This window comes from Achromobacter sp. ACRQX (assembly GCF_022346505.1).
GTDB classification, from domain to species: domain Bacteria; phylum Pseudomonadota; class Gammaproteobacteria; order Burkholderiales; family Burkholderiaceae_B; genus Achromobacter; species Achromobacter animicus.
Genome location: NZ_JAKRML010000048.1, coordinates 12,140 through 27,129, shown reverse-complemented (window position 1 = coordinate 27,129; position 14,990 = coordinate 12,140). Strand labels below are relative to the sequence as shown.

At 64.7% G+C, this 14,990-nt stretch carries 12 protein-coding genes, 1 tRNA gene and 1 pseudogene; 3 read left to right on the top strand and 11 right to left on the bottom strand.

Features of this window, described 5'->3' with window-relative positions:
• Positions 1 to 115 precede the first annotated feature (115 nt).
• From MHZ91_RS28310 to MHZ91_RS27435, 3 genes are all read left to right on the top strand, one after another.
• Positions 116 to 244: a hypothetical protein gene (locus MHZ91_RS28310; protein ID WP_255810872.1), complete on the top strand. Its 129-nt coding sequence runs from the start codon at positions 116 to 118 to the stop codon at positions 242 to 244.
• A gap of 31 nt (positions 245 to 275) precedes the next feature.
• Entirely contained in the window at positions 276 to 1,292 is a 1,017-nt protein-coding gene (locus MHZ91_RS27440; RefSeq protein ID WP_175124000.1) for a TRAP transporter substrate-binding protein, read from the top strand.
• A 62-nt stretch (positions 1,293 to 1,354) separates the two neighbouring features.
• Entirely contained in the window at positions 1,355 to 3,136 is a 1,782-nt protein-coding gene (locus tag MHZ91_RS27435; protein WP_218343329.1) for an IlvD/Edd family dehydratase, read from the top strand.
• Positions 3,137 to 3,296: 160 nt separating this feature from the next.
• On the opposite strand, the pseudogene MHZ91_RS27430 reads toward MHZ91_RS27435, so the two are convergent.
• The 11 genes and pseudogenes from MHZ91_RS27430 to leuC all read right to left on the bottom strand — a co-directional run.
• Positions 3,297 to 3,659, bottom strand: a pseudogene (locus tag MHZ91_RS27430) (YbaN family protein); the annotation flags it as partial.
• A gap of 145 nt (positions 3,660 to 3,804) precedes the next feature.
• Complete coding sequence (locus MHZ91_RS27425) at positions 3,805 to 4,518, bottom strand: tetratricopeptide repeat protein (RefSeq protein ID WP_175138585.1); 714 nt, start codon at positions 4,516 to 4,518, stop codon at positions 3,805 to 3,807.
• 275 nt (positions 4,519 to 4,793) lie between these two features.
• Positions 4,794 to 4,870 (bottom strand) — tRNA-Val (locus MHZ91_RS27420).
• Between the two features lie 154 nt (positions 4,871 to 5,024).
• Positions 5,025 to 5,690 carry a phosphoribosylanthranilate isomerase gene (locus MHZ91_RS27415; RefSeq protein WP_239216511.1) on the bottom strand — a complete coding sequence of 222 codons (666 nt, stop codon included), beginning with the start codon at positions 5,688 to 5,690 and terminating at the stop codon, positions 5,025 to 5,027.
• A 56-nt stretch (positions 5,691 to 5,746) separates the two neighbouring features.
• Positions 5,747 to 6,844 carry a TRAP transporter substrate-binding protein gene (locus MHZ91_RS27410; protein ID WP_239216510.1) on the bottom strand — a complete coding sequence of 366 codons (1,098 nt, stop codon included), beginning with the start codon at positions 6,842 to 6,844 and terminating at the stop codon, positions 5,747 to 5,749.
• Positions 6,845 to 6,896: 52 nt separating this feature from the next.
• Positions 6,897 to 7,706: a tRNA pseudouridine(38-40) synthase TruA gene (gene truA, locus MHZ91_RS27405; protein ID WP_239216509.1), complete on the bottom strand. Its 810-nt coding sequence runs from the start codon at positions 7,704 to 7,706 to the stop codon at positions 6,897 to 6,899.
• A 3-nt stretch (positions 7,707 to 7,709) separates the two neighbouring features.
• Complete coding sequence (locus MHZ91_RS27400; protein ID WP_239216508.1) at positions 7,710 to 9,842, bottom strand: FimV family protein; 2,133 nt, start codon at positions 9,840 to 9,842, stop codon at positions 7,710 to 7,712.
• Between the two features lie 327 nt (positions 9,843 to 10,169).
• Complete coding sequence (gene asd, locus MHZ91_RS27395) at positions 10,170 to 11,300, bottom strand: aspartate-semialdehyde dehydrogenase (RefSeq protein ID WP_175184985.1); 1,131 nt, start codon at positions 11,298 to 11,300, stop codon at positions 10,170 to 10,172.
• A gap of 279 nt (positions 11,301 to 11,579) precedes the next feature.
• Positions 11,580 to 12,656, bottom strand: coding sequence for a 3-isopropylmalate dehydrogenase (gene leuB / locus MHZ91_RS27390; RefSeq protein ID WP_239216507.1), 1,077 nt, complete (start codon positions 12,654 to 12,656; stop codon positions 11,580 to 11,582).
• 29 nt (positions 12,657 to 12,685) lie between these two features.
• The gene (leuD, locus tag MHZ91_RS27385) at positions 12,686 to 13,336 is read right to left on the bottom strand and encodes a 3-isopropylmalate dehydratase small subunit (protein ID WP_218343324.1); all 651 of its coding nucleotides are present in this window, start codon (positions 13,334 to 13,336) and stop codon (positions 12,686 to 12,688) included.
• Positions 13,337 to 13,359: 23 nt separating this feature from the next.
• Positions 13,360 to 14,763 (bottom strand): 3-isopropylmalate dehydratase large subunit, encoded by a 1,404-nt coding sequence (leuC, locus tag MHZ91_RS27380; RefSeq protein ID WP_239216506.1) that lies wholly within the window; start codon positions 14,761 to 14,763, stop codon positions 13,360 to 13,362.
• Positions 14,764 to 14,990 lie beyond the last annotated feature (227 nt).

The window sequence follows — 14,990 nt, the reverse complement described above, 5'->3', positions numbered from 1 at the left end:
GCCAGGACAAGAATGCGGGTCTTGAATTGCTTGATCATGGTGTTTCTCCTCGGGGGTTTTCAAGTGCCGCTAGTGCATCCAGCGTGCGGGCACGGTGCTCAACGTGGTTTGCGGCGTGGCCCGCATCAATATGGAAACCATCTGCAGAGGGGTGTGGCGCTACGTCGTGGCCTACACACTGCTGCTGGTCCTGCTGGTGATCTTCCCCGAACTGATCACCGTACCCGCACGCTGGATGCACTAGCGGCACTTGAAAACCCCCGAGGAGAAACACCATGATCAAGCAATTCAAGACCCGCATTCTTGTCCTGGCGACGGTGCTGTCCTGCACCGTCGCCGGGGTGGCCGCGGCCGCGGACGTCAAGCCGCGCCTCATCCGCTTCGGCTACGGGCTGAACGAGGAAAGCGTGCAGGGCCGCGCGGCCCGCCATCTGGCGCAGGAACTGGAAAAGGTCAGCGGCGGCAAGCTGAAGATGCGGACCTTCGGCTCGGCCAACCTGGGCTCGGACGAGCAGATGCAGAGCGCGCTGGTGGGCGGCGCGCAGGAAATGATGGTGGGATCCACCGCGCCGCTGGCGGGTATGGTCAAGGAATTCGGCGTGTTCGACCTGCCTTTCCTGTTCAACAGCGAAAAAGAGGCCGACGCGGTGCTGGACGGCCCGCTCGGGCAGGATCTGCTGAAAAAACTGGAAGCCAAAGGTCTGGTCGGCCTGGTCTATTGGGAAAACGGCTTTCGCAACATGACCAATTCCAAGCGGCCGATCACGCGCGCCGAGGACCTGCAGGGCATCAAGCTGCGCGTCATGCAGAACCAGATCGCGCTGGGTGTGTTCAACACGCTGGGCGCCAACGCGGTGCCGATGCCGTTCTCGGAACTGTTCACCGCGCTGGAAACGCGCACGGTAGACGGCCAGGAAAATCCCATCACCACGATCCAGAGCAGCAAGTTCTACGAGGTGCAGCCCTACCTGACCATCACGCGCCACGTCTACACGCCGTGGGTGGTGCTGGCGTCCAAGAAGTGGTGGGACACGCTGTCGCCCGACGAGCAGAAGCTGATCCGCCAGGCCGCCGCGTCGTCGCGCGACTTCGAAAGGCAGGACAGCCGCGCCGATTCCACCAAGGCCATGGGCACGCTTGAAAAGAACGGCATGAAGATCAACACCGTCACGCCGGAAGAAGTGGCCCGCATGCGCCAGAAGGTGCAGCCCGTGGTCGACAAGTACACGCAAGAGCTCGGCCCGGAACTGGTCAAGCAGCTGAACGACGAAATCCAGAAGGCGCGCAACTAGCGCCAATGGTGGCCCGGATCCGCTTTTGGTCCGGGCCAGTAAGCAACCGAAGCGAGACAGCCATGTCCCAGACACCCCGCCGACTGCGCAGCCAGAAATGGTTCGACGATCCTTCGCACGCCGACATGACGGCGATCTACGTCGAGCGCTATCTCAACTACGGCCTGACGCGCCAGGAACTGCAGTCGGGGCGGCCGATCATCGGCATCGCGCAGACGGGCAGCGACCTGGCGCCCTGCAATCGCCATCATCTGGCGCTGGCCGAACGCATCAAGGCGGGCATCCGGGACGCCGGCGGCATCCCCATGGAATTCCCGGTGCATCCGCTGGCCGAACAGGGCCGGCGGCCCACCGCGGCGCTGGACCGCAATCTGGCGTATCTGGGTTTGGTTGAAATCCTGCACGGCTATCCGCTGGACGGCGTGGTGCTGACCACCGGATGCGACAAGACCACGCCCGCGTGCCTGATGGCCGCGGCCACCGTGGACATTCCGGCCATCGTGCTGTCCGGCGGACCCATGCTGGATGGCTGGCATGAGGGGCAGCGCGTGGGGTCGGGCACCGTCATCTGGCACGCGCGCAACCTGATGGCCGCAGGCAAGCTGGACTACGAAGGCTTCATGACGCTGGCCACGGCATCGTCGCCGTCGATCGGCCACTGCAATACCATGGGCACCGCCCTGTCCATGAACTCGCTGGCCGAAGCGCTGGGCATGTCGCTGCCCACCTGTGCCAGCATTCCCGCGCCGTATCGCGAACGCGGCCAGATGGCCTATGCCACCGGCATGCGCATCTGCGACATGGTGCGCGAGGACCTGCGGCCTTCGCACATCATGACGCGGCAGGCGTTCGAAAACGCCATCGTCGTTGCCTCGGCACTGGGCGCGTCCAGCAACTGCCCGCCGCATCTGATCGCGATTGCGCGCCACATGGGCGTCGACCTGAGCCTGGACGATTGGCAGCGGCTGGGCGAAGACGTGCCGCTGCTGGTCAACTGCGTGCCGGCCGGCGAGCACCTGGGCGAAGGCTTTCACCGCGCGGGCGGCGTGCCGGCCGTGCTGCACGAGCTGCTGGCTGCGGGCCGCCTGCATCCCGACTGCGGGACCGTGTCGGGCAAGTCCATCGGCGACATCGCCGCGGCGTCCAAGACCCATAACACCGACGTCATCCGAAGCTGCGACACGCCGCTCAAGCACCGCGCCGGCTTCATCGTGCTGTCCGGCAACTTCTTTGACAGCGCCATCATCAAGATGTCGGTCGTGGGCGAGGCATTTCGCCGCGCGTACCTGTCGGAGCCCGGTTCGGAAAACGCCTTCGACGCCCGCGCCATCGTGTTCGAAGGCCCCGAGGACTATCACGCCCGCATCGAAGACCCGGCCCTGAACATCGACGAACATTGCATTCTGGTGATCCGCGGCGCGGGCACCGTGGGATACCCCGGCAGCGCGGAAGTCGTGAACATGGCGCCGCCGTCGCATCTGATCAAGCGCGGCATTGACTCGCTGCCCTGCATGGGCGACGGCCGCCAGAGCGGCACGTCGGCCAGCCCGTCCATCCTGAACATGTCGCCGGAAGCTGCGGTGGGCGGCGGGTTGGCGCTTCTGCGCACCGGCGACCGGATCCGCGTGGACCTGAACCAGCGGTCGGTCATCTTGCAGGTGGATGAATCAGAACTGGAACGGCGCCGCCAGGAACCGGCGTACGAAGCGCCGCCGTCGCAGACGCCCTGGCAGGAGCTCTACCGGCAAACCGTGGGACAACTGTCCACGGGTGGGTGCCTGGAAGCGGCGACGCTGTATTTGAAGGTGGTGGAGACGCGCGGGGATCCGCGGCATTCGCATTGAGGTATGCGGGCCGTGCGGGCTATTTGCGAGCAGGCGTGTCGGCCGGGTCCGAGGCGGATTCTGTCGTTGCGTCGGAGGGCAATTCGGTGGTCGATTCGGTGAGCGGTTCGGCAGTCGGTTCGGTGAGCGGTTCGGCTGCGGGGTCAGTGGCCTGGCTATCGGCACGCGGGCCGGGCCGGCTGAGCACGTAGGCCGCGCTGGCCAGAAAGAAGATGCCCACGCCGATGGCCAGCAACGGCGAGGGATTGGCGCTCCAGTAGAACAACACATAGCCCGCTGCCATGCCCAGGCTGGCGTACGTTTTGCCCTTGCGCGATACCGCGCCCTGTTCACGCCAGGCGCGCAGCGATGGACCGTATGTCGGACTGTCCAGCAGCCATTTCTCGAGCCGGGGCGACGAGCGCGAAAAGCAGCCCACGGCCAGGATCAGGAAGATCGTCGTCGGCATCACCGGCAGAAAGGCGCCGATGACGCCCAGCGCCAGCATCAGGCAGCCCAGGCATAACCAAAGTGCTCTCATCATGATGGTGTGCAGGATATCGCAAATGGGCGGGAGGGGAACCGGCTGCTTTGTGCCGCGTCCATTGCCTGCTCCGCCCGGATCGTCTGCCGTGCCCGCAACGTCTGGCCTGCCCGCATTATCTTCGACGCCCCCAGCATCGACCGGCTCAGGATGCGGCGGGCTCCGGCATGCGGGCGCGCAGCATCCTGACGAATTCCGCATCAGGGCTGCCGCCGGCGTCACGCGACCGGTGAACCATGGCCCACGCCTCGCCATATTGGCCGCGCCAGTAGTAGGCAGTGGCCCATGACGCATACAGATAACCCTTGTCCGGCTCGACGGTCTCGCCCTTGCGGTACCACTCGTCCGAACGCGTCGTGGCCGCGATGCGCGCCTCGGGCGGCAGCGTCTTGTCTTCTGCCGCACAACGCGCCGCGATCCGGCCCGCGTCCGCATAAATGCCGCGAAACGCGGGCGGATTCAAACTGATCGCGCGGTCCATCATGCTCATCGCCTGGCAGACTTTGCGCTGGCTTTCCAGAATGACCGCGAAACCCGCGTATACCTCGGCGTTGTCGGGATTGAGCAGCCAGGCCTGATTGAAGCGCCGCATGGCTTGGCCGGGCTGGTCTTCGCGAAAAAGACGATAGCCCTCTTCGACCCGCGCCTGCGCCGCCGCCGATGGCGATGCAAACGCTTTCGCGGCCTGTGCAACCTGTTGTTCATCGCCCGCGCGCAACGCTGCGGCCGCGCGGCGATCTGCGCCCGCATACATCGGCGCCTCGTCGCTAGCCGTTTGCGCCGGCGACGGCGCCTTGATTGCGCAGCCGGGCAGCCACAGCAACTGAGCCAGAACGAACGCCTTCAACGTGCAGTGCATGGGCGGGCTTTGAATTGGGAAAGCAGGAATATACCTGCGTGGGTATTGATGCGACGCTATTGCGATACCAAGGCAACAGCGTTGCGATACTGATGCGGCGATGGTGCGAACCCATGCAGCGATGTTGCGAACCGATCCGACGATCGCGCCGCGCGCTTGATTTGCTAAAAGCACCGTCGCACGCGGAAAAGCAAAAAGCCGCGAAGTCGTAAGACTGTCGCGGCTTTTCAGGTCTGCGTTCGACTAGCTCTATCGAACACACCTTTGCAGGAATTTGGTAGGCGGTATTGGAATCGAACCAACGACCTCCACGATGTCAACGTGGCGCTCTAACCAGCTGAGCTAACCGCCTGCAAAGAAGAAGAATTATATAGTGCTTTTTTAAACTGTGCAAATCGTCTTGGAAGATTTTTTGCAGTTTTTATTGCGTTTCGGGTTTTGCGGCATTTACCTTGCGGCCTTGCCAAACTGCCCTTTCGCAACATGCTCTAAAGCGCTTTAAAGCACTACTTCTTTTCCTTCAGTTTCGTGTCTGCGTCATGTGCCGCAGCAACGAAGAACGAGATTCTATCAGAACTTTTTATTCCTTGCTCGACTTCGACGCCACTACTCACATCAATCGCCCAAGGCCGCACGGATTCGATGGCCGCGCCGACGTTTTCTGCATTCAAGCCGCCGGACAGAATCAACGGACGGGACATGGGATCGGCCCGCACGTCATCCAGCAACGCGTAGTCGAAACCGTGTCCGCTGCCGCCATAACCGGCGCTGTAGCTGTCGAACAACCATCCCGCGGCCTGGCCGTATGCGCGGCAAGTGGCTGCCAGGTTTTCCGCCGTCTCCAGGCCGGGCGCGCCGGCACGGAAGGCCCGCAGGTGGCGATGCCCGTAGCGCGCGCATTCCAGCGGCGTTTCGTCGCCGTGGAATTGCAGCAGGTCGGGCCCGACTTCGCCCAGCACCGTGCGCACCTCTTCCTCTTGCGCATTCACGAAGAGCGCGACGACGTCGACAAACGCCGGCACCCCGCGGCGCAACTGCGCGGCGCGAACAGGCGTGAGACAGCGCTTGCTCTTGGGATAGAAGACGAAACCGATCGCGTCGGCGCCTGCCGAAACGGCGGCTTCAATGTCTTCTTCGCGGGTCAGCCCGCAGATCTTTATGCGTGTACGCATGGCATTTTCTGGATGTGTCGCCCCGCGGCGACTGGATAGGCCAGTATATCCGGCCCCTACGCCCCGGGTGCGCCCAGCGTCGCCACCATGTTGTCGAAGCTGCCCTCGGCCATGCGGAACCACGGGACCTGCTTGCCGCGGAAAGCCAGCATGCTGTCGTAGAGCTTCTTGAACGTCGCGTCTTTCGCGCTTAATTCATTGCAGGCCGCCACCGTGGCTTCGTGCGCAGCTTGCAGCACCGGCCGCGGATACGCCTTCAATTGCGCACCCTGCGACACCAGCCGGCGCAGTGCATCGGGATTGTTGGCATCGAACGCGGCAATCATGTCGTTGCACGCGGCGGCGCAGGCCAGGGACAGCGCGGTCTGATAGGCCTTGGGCAGCTCGCCATACGCGTCTTGATTGACATACAGCGACAACTGCTGCGTGCCGGCCCACCAGCCCGGAAAGTAATAATTGCGCGCGACTTCGAACAACGCGAACCGCTCATCGTCGAACGGGCCGATTGTCGCCGCCCCGTCCACCACGCCTTGCGCCAGCGCGGCATGCACATCGCTCGCGGGTAGGTCGACCGGCGTCGCGCCAAGTCGCGACAGGATGTGGGCGGCAAAGCCATCGGCCGCTACCTTCAGGCCGCGCAGGTCATCAACGGTCTTGATCTCGCCGCGGAACCACCCGCCCATCTGCGCGCCGGTATAGCCGCAGGGAAAGTTCAGGATGCCGAACTTGGCGAAGGCCTCGCGCGTCAGCGTCAGACCCTCGCCTTTCCGCACCCATGCGTTCATCTGGCGCGTGTTCAAACCAAATGGGACGCCTCCATCAAAGCAAAGCGCGGGATCGGTGGCAAAGTACCGGGCCGATGACGCATGGCCGCATTCGACGATGCGGTGCTGCACGGCTTCCAGTGCCTGGCCCTGCTGGAACAACTGGCCGGCCGGAAAGACCTCGATGTTGAAGCGCCCGTCCGTGACCTCGGCCACATAACGCGCGACGTCGGCGGCCCCCGCAAACAGCGTCACCGCATCGGCCGAAAAATCCGAAGCCAGCCGCCAGGTGAGGTTGGGCGCTTCCTGCGCAATGGCGGGAACGGCCAGCACGGCGCTGCCGGCGGCGGCGCCCAGGGCGGTCTGCTTCAGAAACGCGCGGCGTTGCATGGCGCATGCCTCCAGAAAGGCGCGGGATCCCGCCGGCTGCGCGGCGGCTTCCCTAATAGGATTGAGTAAATGGCGACAGCAGCGACGCCCCGCCATCGAGTTCGCGCAGCCCGAAGGCTTCCGGGTAATCGATGCTGGCAAGGTACAGGCCATCCGGCGCAAAGGTGGGCGCGCCGCGTTTGCGGTCACGCCACGCCAGAAGCTGAGTCATCCAGTCCACCGTTTCCCTGCCCTGCCCGACCTGCAGCAGCGCGCCCATGATGTTGCGCACCATGTGATGCAGAAAGGCATTTGCCTTCAGCGTGAAGACGAGGAACGGTCCGCGCTCTTCGATCTCGAGGCTGTGCATGTGCCGCACCGGATGCTTGGCCTGGCATTGCGAGGAACGGAAGCTGGAAAAATCATGCTCGCCGACCAGCGCCTTGGCGGCCGCGCGCATGGCGTCCACATCCAGCGGCTGAAAGCACCAACCCGCACGTCCTGCCCACAGCGCCGGACGCACTCGGCCGCGCCAGAGCAGATAGACGTAAGTGCGGGCGCGCGCCGAAAAACGCGCGTGGAACTCGTCGGAGACTTCTTCTGCCCATTGCACGGAGATACTGGGCGGCAAAAACGCATTGACGCCACGCACCCAGGATTCGGTCTTGCGGTTCAGCGTGGTGTCCAGATGGACCACCTGCATCGCGCCATGCACGCCGGTATCGGTGCGCCCGGCGCAGATCGTGGGCACCGGATCGGCGACGCCACAAAAACTGGCCAGGGCGGATTCCAGCGAATCCTGCACCGTCTGCCGGTGCGGCTGTGTCTGCCAACCCTGCCAGGCGGAGCCGTCATACGCCAGCCCCAATGCAACTCTAGACATGCTTCAAACCCGAGGACCGCCGATACGGCGCGGTTCGTCCGTGGGCGGTACGTCCAGGTCGAGATTGATGGTGTCGAGCTTGCGGTTCAGCGCTGCCGTATCCAGCGCGGGCTCGTTGTAGGTATAGCTGTCCTCGTCATCGTCGTCACGCCGCGCGGCGGCCCGGCGCAATAGCCAGGCAATGGCGAAGGCAACCAGCGCCAGCACCGCGGTAACGATTACGAGAAGATTGTCGGCCAGCCAGCCGGGCATGCCAGTTTGCACAGTTTTGTCCGGAAGCGTGCCGACGGGTTTGTCGGCGTCGGAGGGTGAGGAGGTCGTGGCGCCGGGGGTGCTTGCCGCGTTCGGGGTGCCTGCTGCACCTGGGGTGCCTGCTGCGCCTGGAGCGCCTGCTGCGCCCGGCGTGCCTGCTGCACCCGGCGTGCCTGCTGCTCCCGGCGTGCCTGCTGCTCCCGGCGTGCCTGCTGCGCTCGGAGTACCTGCTGCACCAGAAGTGCCTGCTCCACCCGGAGTACCTGCTGCGCCCGGAGTGCCTGCTGCACCCGAAGTGCCTGCTGCACCCGGAGTACCTGCTGCGCCCGGAGTACCTGCTGCGCCCGCAGTGCCTGCTGCACCCGGAGTACCTGCTGCGCCCGGAGTACCTGCTGCGCCCGGAGTACCTGCTGCGCCCGGAGTGCCTGCTGGACCCGAAGTGCCTGCCGCACCCGGAGTACCTGCTACGCCCGGAGTACCTGCTGCGCCCGGAGTACCTGCTGCGCCTGGAGTACCTGCGGCACCCGAAGTGCCTGCGGCACCCGGAGTACCTGCTGCGCCCGGAGTACCTGCTGCGCCCGGAGTACCTGCTGCGCCCGGAGTACCTGCTGCGCCCGGAGTGCCTGCGGCACCCGGAGTGCCCGTTGCGCCCGCAGTGCCTGCTCCACCCGAAGTGCCTGCTCCACCCGGAGTGCCTGCTGCGCCGGGAGCGCCGGCTGCACCTGTTGCGCCCGGTGCGCCCGACGTACCTGTCGCTCCCAGAGTGCCTGCCGCGCCCGGCGCACCGGACGCACCGGCGCCGCCCGAAGCGCCAGCCGCACCTGCACCAGCCGCGCCGGCCGCAGCCGATTGCTGCGCAACAGCCTTCGTCAGTTCGTCCACATTGGCCTGAAGCTGATTCACCCGCCCTTGCGTGTCCGCGAGCGCGCGGTCGGCGGACGTCTTGGCGTCTGCCTGCGCCTCGGCCTGCGCGGCGGCGCTGTCCTGGGCCTGGCCGGTCGACAGACGCACGCGATCTTGCGTCGGTGCAGCCGTGGCGACGCCCGAATCGGCGGGTGGGGCGACCGTGCCGGAGGCGGCGTCCTGGCCCTTGACCACCGACGGATTCGCACCTGCCGCTGCGCCCACCCGCCCGCGGTACTTTGCGTACGCCTCGGCATGCTCGTTGAAGATGCGGCGGGCTTCGGCTGGATCGATGGCGCGCACCGTGGCGGCGTCCGGGATCTTGAGCGTCTGGCCGGAACGCACCAGATTCATGTTGTTCTGAATGAAGGCCTGCGGATTGGCGCGCCACAGCGCGACCAGCATCTGATAGACCGACGCGTTCGGCACCGCATTGCGCTGGGCGATGGCAAACAGATAATCGCCCGACTTGACCGTGACCGTGCCCGACGTGCCGCCTGTGCGGCCAGGGGCGCCCACGGCGGCGGGCGTGACATCTGCGCTGGTGCCGCGCAGCGGCACCAGGATGCTGACCTGTACCTGCCGCTGTCCCGAGCTGGAATTGATGTCGAGCAGCAGATCCACGGCCCCGCTTGCCGGCGCCTGCGTGGACCGCACCCGCAGGTTCTTGCGCGTCGGGTCGTTTCCGTCTTCGACGCGAACCACCATGCTGGCAAGCGGCACCGGCGGCTTGACGCCCGCGCGCTGCCAGGCAGCTTCGTCGGCAATCGAAACCTTGAGTGAGCTGATTTCTTCGGGCGTCAATTCCTGCAGACCCACGGTCGCCTGCAGCGGCGCGCCCGGCACGGAAACGACGCGAGAGTGCCCGACGCGCATGGCCAGCGCCGACCCGCAGACGCTTGAGCCGATCGCCAGCGCAATGGCCCACTGAAGGGCTTTCAAACGGCGGGCATGCTTCACGTGGCGCGAACGCTGGGTCATAAGCTGGAATTCCGTTCTTGTAATCGAATTACGGGCCTCGGCCCATTCGCGCCATTTGCAGCGCAAAAAACAGCCTCAATTCACCCGAAAAGTGTAATGGATCAAGCGCATTTCACAAACCTGAACGGGGCACGCACGTTGGCCGGCGGGCACACCCGGGACGTTTTGCGAACCGGGCCGCGCGCCGCGCGCTTCCCGGCTGCGCCACGTTGGTGCACCCGACGCTTTCGCACATCCCACCGCGCACCAAAAAACAAGGGCACCCGAAGGTGCCCTGACTGCATCGTTGCGTGAATCGGGCAGCTGTTACAGCCGCCCGCCCCGGCATCAGGCTTCGTTCAGCGCGATGCGCAGCATGCGGCGCAGCGGCTCGGCAGCGCCCCACAGCAGTTGGTCGCCCACCGTGAAGGCGCCCAGGTATTGCGAGCCCATCGACAGCTTGCGCAGGCGGCCCACCGGAATGTCCAGCGTGCCGGTGACAGCGACGGGCGTCAGCGCGGAAACGGTGGCTTCCTTGGTGTTGGGAACCACCTTGGCCCACTGCGTGCCTTGCGCGATGAGGGCTTCGATCTCGTCCAGCGGCACGTCGCGCTTGAGCTTGATGGTCAGCGCCTGGCTGTGGCAGCGCATGGCGCCGATGCGCACGCACAGGCCGTCGATCGGGGTGGGCGCCGTGCCGAAGGCGGCGCCGCGGCCCAGGATCTTGTTGGTTTCGACTTCGCCCTTCCATTCTTCCTTGGACATCCCGTTGCCCAGGTCCTTGTCGATCCAGGGAATCAGGTTGCCGCCGAGCGGCACGCCAAAGTGTTCGTGAGGCAGCGCATCATCCTTCTGCTTGGCCAGCACGCCGCGGTCGATTTCCAGGATGGCCGAGGCCGGGTCGTCCAGCAGGGACTTGACCGACTGGTTGATCTCGCCGAACTGGGTCAGCAGTTCACGCATGTGCTGCGCGCCGCCGCCGGATGCGGCCTGGTAGGTCATGGAGGTCATCCATTCCACCAGGTCGTTGTTGAACAGACCAGCCAGGCCCATCAGCATGCAGCTGACGGTGCAGTTGCCGCCGATGAAGTTGCGCACGCCGCGCTTGAGCGCCGCGTCGATCACCGGGCGGTTGACCGGGTCCAGCACGATGATGGCGTCGTCGGCCATGCGCAGGGTGCTGGCCGCGTCGATCCAGATGCCGTTCCAGCCCGCGCCGCGCAGCTTGGGATAGACCTCGGACGTGTAGTCGCCGCCTTGCGCCGTCACGATGATCGGCAGTTTTTTCAGAGCGTCAATGTTGTAGGCGTCTTGCAGCGGACCTGCGCCAGTTGCCCAAGTGGGCGCGGCGCCGCCAGCGTTGCTGGTGGAGAAAAACACCGGTTCGATCAGTGCGAAGTCGTTCTCGTCGCGCATGCGTTGCATGAGCACCGAGCCGACCATACCGCGCCAGCCGACAAGGCCTACTGCTTGATTCATTTCAATCGCTCTTTAAAGGGGGTGACAAGATAAGGAGGGGGAAATTTCGTGCAATTCAACAATTTATCAGAATGCACGCAGGGATGTTGCACTGCAGCTCGAAAAAAACGGGGCCGCAAGAACGGAAGGGAGAGTCCGGCGCATCGCGGCAACAGCGATGCATGATCCCCAAAACAGAGGAGCCACCCGCCGGGCGGCCCCTCTGTATATATACCGCTGCGCGCTTTTAACGCAGCGCGCTTTGGTCAGGACCGCCTTGCAGCAGTCCAACGCGAGCGATCAGCCCAGGGCCTTCAGGACGGCGTCGCCCATGCCGGCGGTGCTGACCTTCGTCGTGCCAGGCTCGAAGATGTCGGCGGTACGCAGGCCGCTGGCCAGCACGCTGCGCACAGCCGCTTCAATGCGATCCGCCTGCGGCGCCAGGCTCAGCGAGTAGCGCAGCAACATGGCGGCCGACAGGATCGTCGCCAGCGGGTTGGCGATGCCCTGTCCCGCGATGTCCGGCGCCGAACCGTGGCTGGGCTCGTACAGGCCCTGGCCGCTGGCATTCAACGAGGCCGAGGGCAGCATGCCGATCGAACCCGTCAGCATGGCCGCTTCATCGGAAAGGATGTCGCCGAACAGATTGCCGGTGACGATGACGTCGAACTGGCGCGGGTTGCGCACCAGCTGCATCGCCGCGTTGTCGACGTACATGTGCGACAGCTCCACGTCCGGGTACTCGCGCGCCACTTCGATCACGATGTCGCGCCAGAACTGCGAGGTCTCGAGCACGTTGGCCTTATCGACGCTGCACAGCTTCTTGTTGCGCTTCTGCGCCGATTCAAAGCCGATGCGCGCGATGCGGCGGACTTCGGATTCGGCGTAGCGCATGGTGTCGTAGCCTTCGCGCTCGCCGGTGAAGGCGCCGTCCGGCGACGAACGCACGCCGCGCGGCGTGCCGAAATAGATGTCGCCGGTCAGTTCGCGGATGATCAGGATGTCCAGACCGGACACGATCTCAGGTTTGAGCGACGAGGCGCTGGCCAGTTCCGGATACAGGATGGCCGGACGCAGGTTGGCAAACAGGCCCAGCGCCTTGCGCAGGCCCAGAATGGCTTGTTCGGGCCGGAACTCGCGCGGCAGCGTGTCGTACTTCCAGTCGCCAACCGCGCCGAACAGCACGGCGTGCGATTCCTTGGCCAGGTTCAGCGTGGCGGGCGGCAGCGGGTGCTCGAACTTGTCGAAAGCGGCGCCGCCGACTGGCTGCTCCTTGATGTCAAAGGGAACGGCCAGCGCCTTCAGGACGCGCACGGCCTGTTCGACGATTTCCGGGCCGATGCCGTCACCCGGCAAGACTGCGATGTTGTGGGTCATTGAAAAACGATCCTGTTTCGATGGTTTGATCAGGCGATGGGGCGGCTTTCCAGCCACGGATGACGGGCCAGGCGCTCGGCCTCGAAGGCGCGGATCTTGTCCGAATGGCGCAGCGTCAGGCCGATGTCGTCAAAGCCGTTCAAGAGGCAATACTTGCGGAAGGGTTCGATGTCGAAGCCCATGGCGCGGCCGTCCGCGGCAATCACGACCTGGCGGTCCAGATCAATGTTCAGCTTGTAGTTCGGGAACGCCTTCACTTCGTCGAAGAGACGCGCCACTTCCAGCTCGGAAAGCACGATCGGCAAGAGGCCGTTCTTGAAGCTGTTGTTGAAGAAGATGTCGGCGTACGACGGCGCGATGATGGCGCGGAAACCGAACTGCGTCAGCGCCCAGGGCGCGTGCTCGCGGCTGGAGCCGCAACCGAAGTTCTTGCGGGCCAGGAGGACCGAGGCGCCCTGGTAGCGCGGCTGGTTCAGCACGAAATCCGGATTGAGCGGACGCTTGCTGTTGTCCATGCCCGGCTCGCCGTGATCCAGATAACGCAGCTCGTCAAACAGGTTGGGGCCAAAGCCCGTGCGCTTGATGGACTTGAGGAACTGCTTGGGGATGATGAGGTCCGTGTCGACGTTTTCGCGGTCGAGCGGCGCCACCAGGCCTTCGTGAGTGGTAAATGCTTGCATGATGTCTACTCGGTGCTTGTCGCTTAACGGAACGTGCGGACGTCGACGAAATGGCCGGCGACGGCCGCGGCGGCGGCCATGGCCGGGCTGACCAGGTGCGTGCGGCCGCCCTGCCCTTGCCGGCCCTCGAAGTTGCGGTTCGAGGTCGAAGCGCAACGCTCGCCGGGTTCGAGGCGGTCGGCGTTCATGGCCAGACACATCGAACAGCCCGGTTCGCGCCATTCAAAGCCGGCTTCGATGAAGATCTTATCCAGGCCTTCGCGTTCGGCCTGTTGCTTGACCAAGCCCGAGCCCGGCACCACCATCGCCTGGCGCACATTGGACGCCACGCGCTTGCCACGCGCCACGACGGCGGCTGCGCGCAGGTCTTCGATGCGGGAGTTCGTGCACGAACCGATGAACACGCGATCCACGCGGATGTCGGTCAGCGGAGTGTTGGGCTTCAAGCCCATGTATTCCAGCGCGCGCTCCATGCCGCTGCGGCGCACGTCGTCTTTTTCGCGGTCGGGATCCGGCACGCGGGAATCCACCGGCAGCACCATTTCGGGCGACGTGCCCCACGTGACCTGCGGCTTGATGTCGCGCGCGTTGACTTCAACCACGGTGTCGAACTTGGCGCCTTCGTCGGTGTGCAGCGTGCGCCAGTATTTGACGGCCTGGTCCCAGACGACGCCGGTGGGCGCGAACGGACGGCCGCGGAAATAGTCGATGGTCTTGTCGTCGACGGCAACCATGCCGGAACGGGCGCCAGCTTCGATCGCCATGTTGCAGACGGTCATGCGGCCTTCGACGGACAGCGCGCGGATCGTGCTGCCGGCAAATTCGATGGCGTGACCCGTGCCGCCGGCCGTGCCGATGATGCCGATGATGTGCAGCACCACGTCCTTGGCCGTACAGCCGAACGGCAGCTCGCCGTCTACCTTGATGAGCATGCTCTTGGCTTTCTTCATGAGCAGCGTCTGCGTGGCCAGCACGTGCTCGACTTCGGACGTGCCAATGCCGAAGGCCAGCGCGCCCAGCGCGCCGTGTGTGCTGGTGTGCGAGTCGCCACAGACCACGGTCATGCCCGGCAGGGTCGCGCCCTGCTCCGGTCCGATGACGTGGACGATGCCCTGGCGCAGGTCGTTCATGCGGAATTCGGTGATGCCGTACTTGCCGCAGTTGTCGTCCAGCGTGTCAACCTGCAAACGCGAGATCGGGTCGTCGATGCCCTGTGCACGGTTCATCGTGGGCACGTTGTGGTCAGCCACGGCCAGGTTGGCGCCGGTACGCCACGGCTTGCGGCCTGCCATCGTCAGCCCTTCGAACGCCTGCGGGCTGGTGACCTCATGCAGCAGGTGGCGGTCGATATAGAGCAGACAGGTGCCGTCTGATTCCTGATGGACGATGTGGGCGTCCCAGAGTTTGTCGTAAAGGGTTTGGGCCATGGATGCGCTCTGCAAATAGACAATCCGGCTTGAGTCCGGCGCGATGGGTAAAACGCTTCCCTGCCGCGCCGGCTGCTGCGGCATGAAAAGGATTATGCCCAGCCACCAAACCTAGTACAAGCACACCTTATATACCAGTACTACCACTACCATGCTGACGGCGCTTCCCCGGCGAAAGCGACCGCCATGTCAACTTGTTGCATAACAAATAAACCACGCTCATATTT

What these genes read in the sequence shown, in the direction of transcription:
- MHZ91_RS27410 (WP_239216510.1), bottom strand. Translation starts at nt 6,844, where the DNA reads ATGCAACGCCGCGCGTTTCTGAAGCAGACCGCCCTGGGCGCCGCCGCC.
- MHZ91_RS27400 (WP_239216508.1), bottom strand. Translation starts at nt 9,842, where the DNA reads ATGACCCAGCGTTCGCGCCACGTGAAGCATGCCCGCCGTTTGAAAGCC.
- MHZ91_RS27440 (WP_175124000.1), top strand. Translation starts at nt 276, where the DNA reads ATGATCAAGCAATTCAAGACCCGCATTCTTGTCCTGGCGACGGTGCTG.
- asd (WP_175184985.1), bottom strand. Translation starts at nt 11,300, where the DNA reads ATGAATCAAGCAGTAGGCCTTGTCGGCTGGCGCGGTATGGTCGGCTCG.
- truA (WP_239216509.1), bottom strand. Translation starts at nt 7,706, where the DNA reads ATGTCTAGAGTTGCATTGGGGCTGGCGTATGACGGCTCCGCCTGGCAG.
- leuD (WP_218343324.1), bottom strand. Translation starts at nt 13,336, where the DNA reads ATGCAAGCATTTACCACTCACGAAGGCCTGGTGGCGCCGCTCGACCGC.
- leuC (WP_239216506.1), bottom strand. Translation starts at nt 14,763, where the DNA reads ATGGCCCAAACCCTTTACGACAAACTCTGGGACGCCCACATCGTCCAT.
- leuB (WP_239216507.1), bottom strand. Translation starts at nt 12,656, where the DNA reads ATGACCCACAACATCGCAGTCTTGCCGGGTGACGGCATCGGCCCGGAA.
- MHZ91_RS27435 (WP_218343329.1), top strand. Translation starts at nt 1,355, where the DNA reads ATGTCCCAGACACCCCGCCGACTGCGCAGCCAGAAATGGTTCGACGAT.
- MHZ91_RS27415 (WP_239216511.1), bottom strand. Translation starts at nt 5,690, where the DNA reads ATGCGTACACGCATAAAGATCTGCGGGCTGACCCGCGAAGAAGACATT.
- MHZ91_RS27425 (WP_175138585.1), bottom strand. Translation starts at nt 4,518, where the DNA reads ATGCACTGCACGTTGAAGGCGTTCGTTCTGGCTCAGTTGCTGTGGCTG.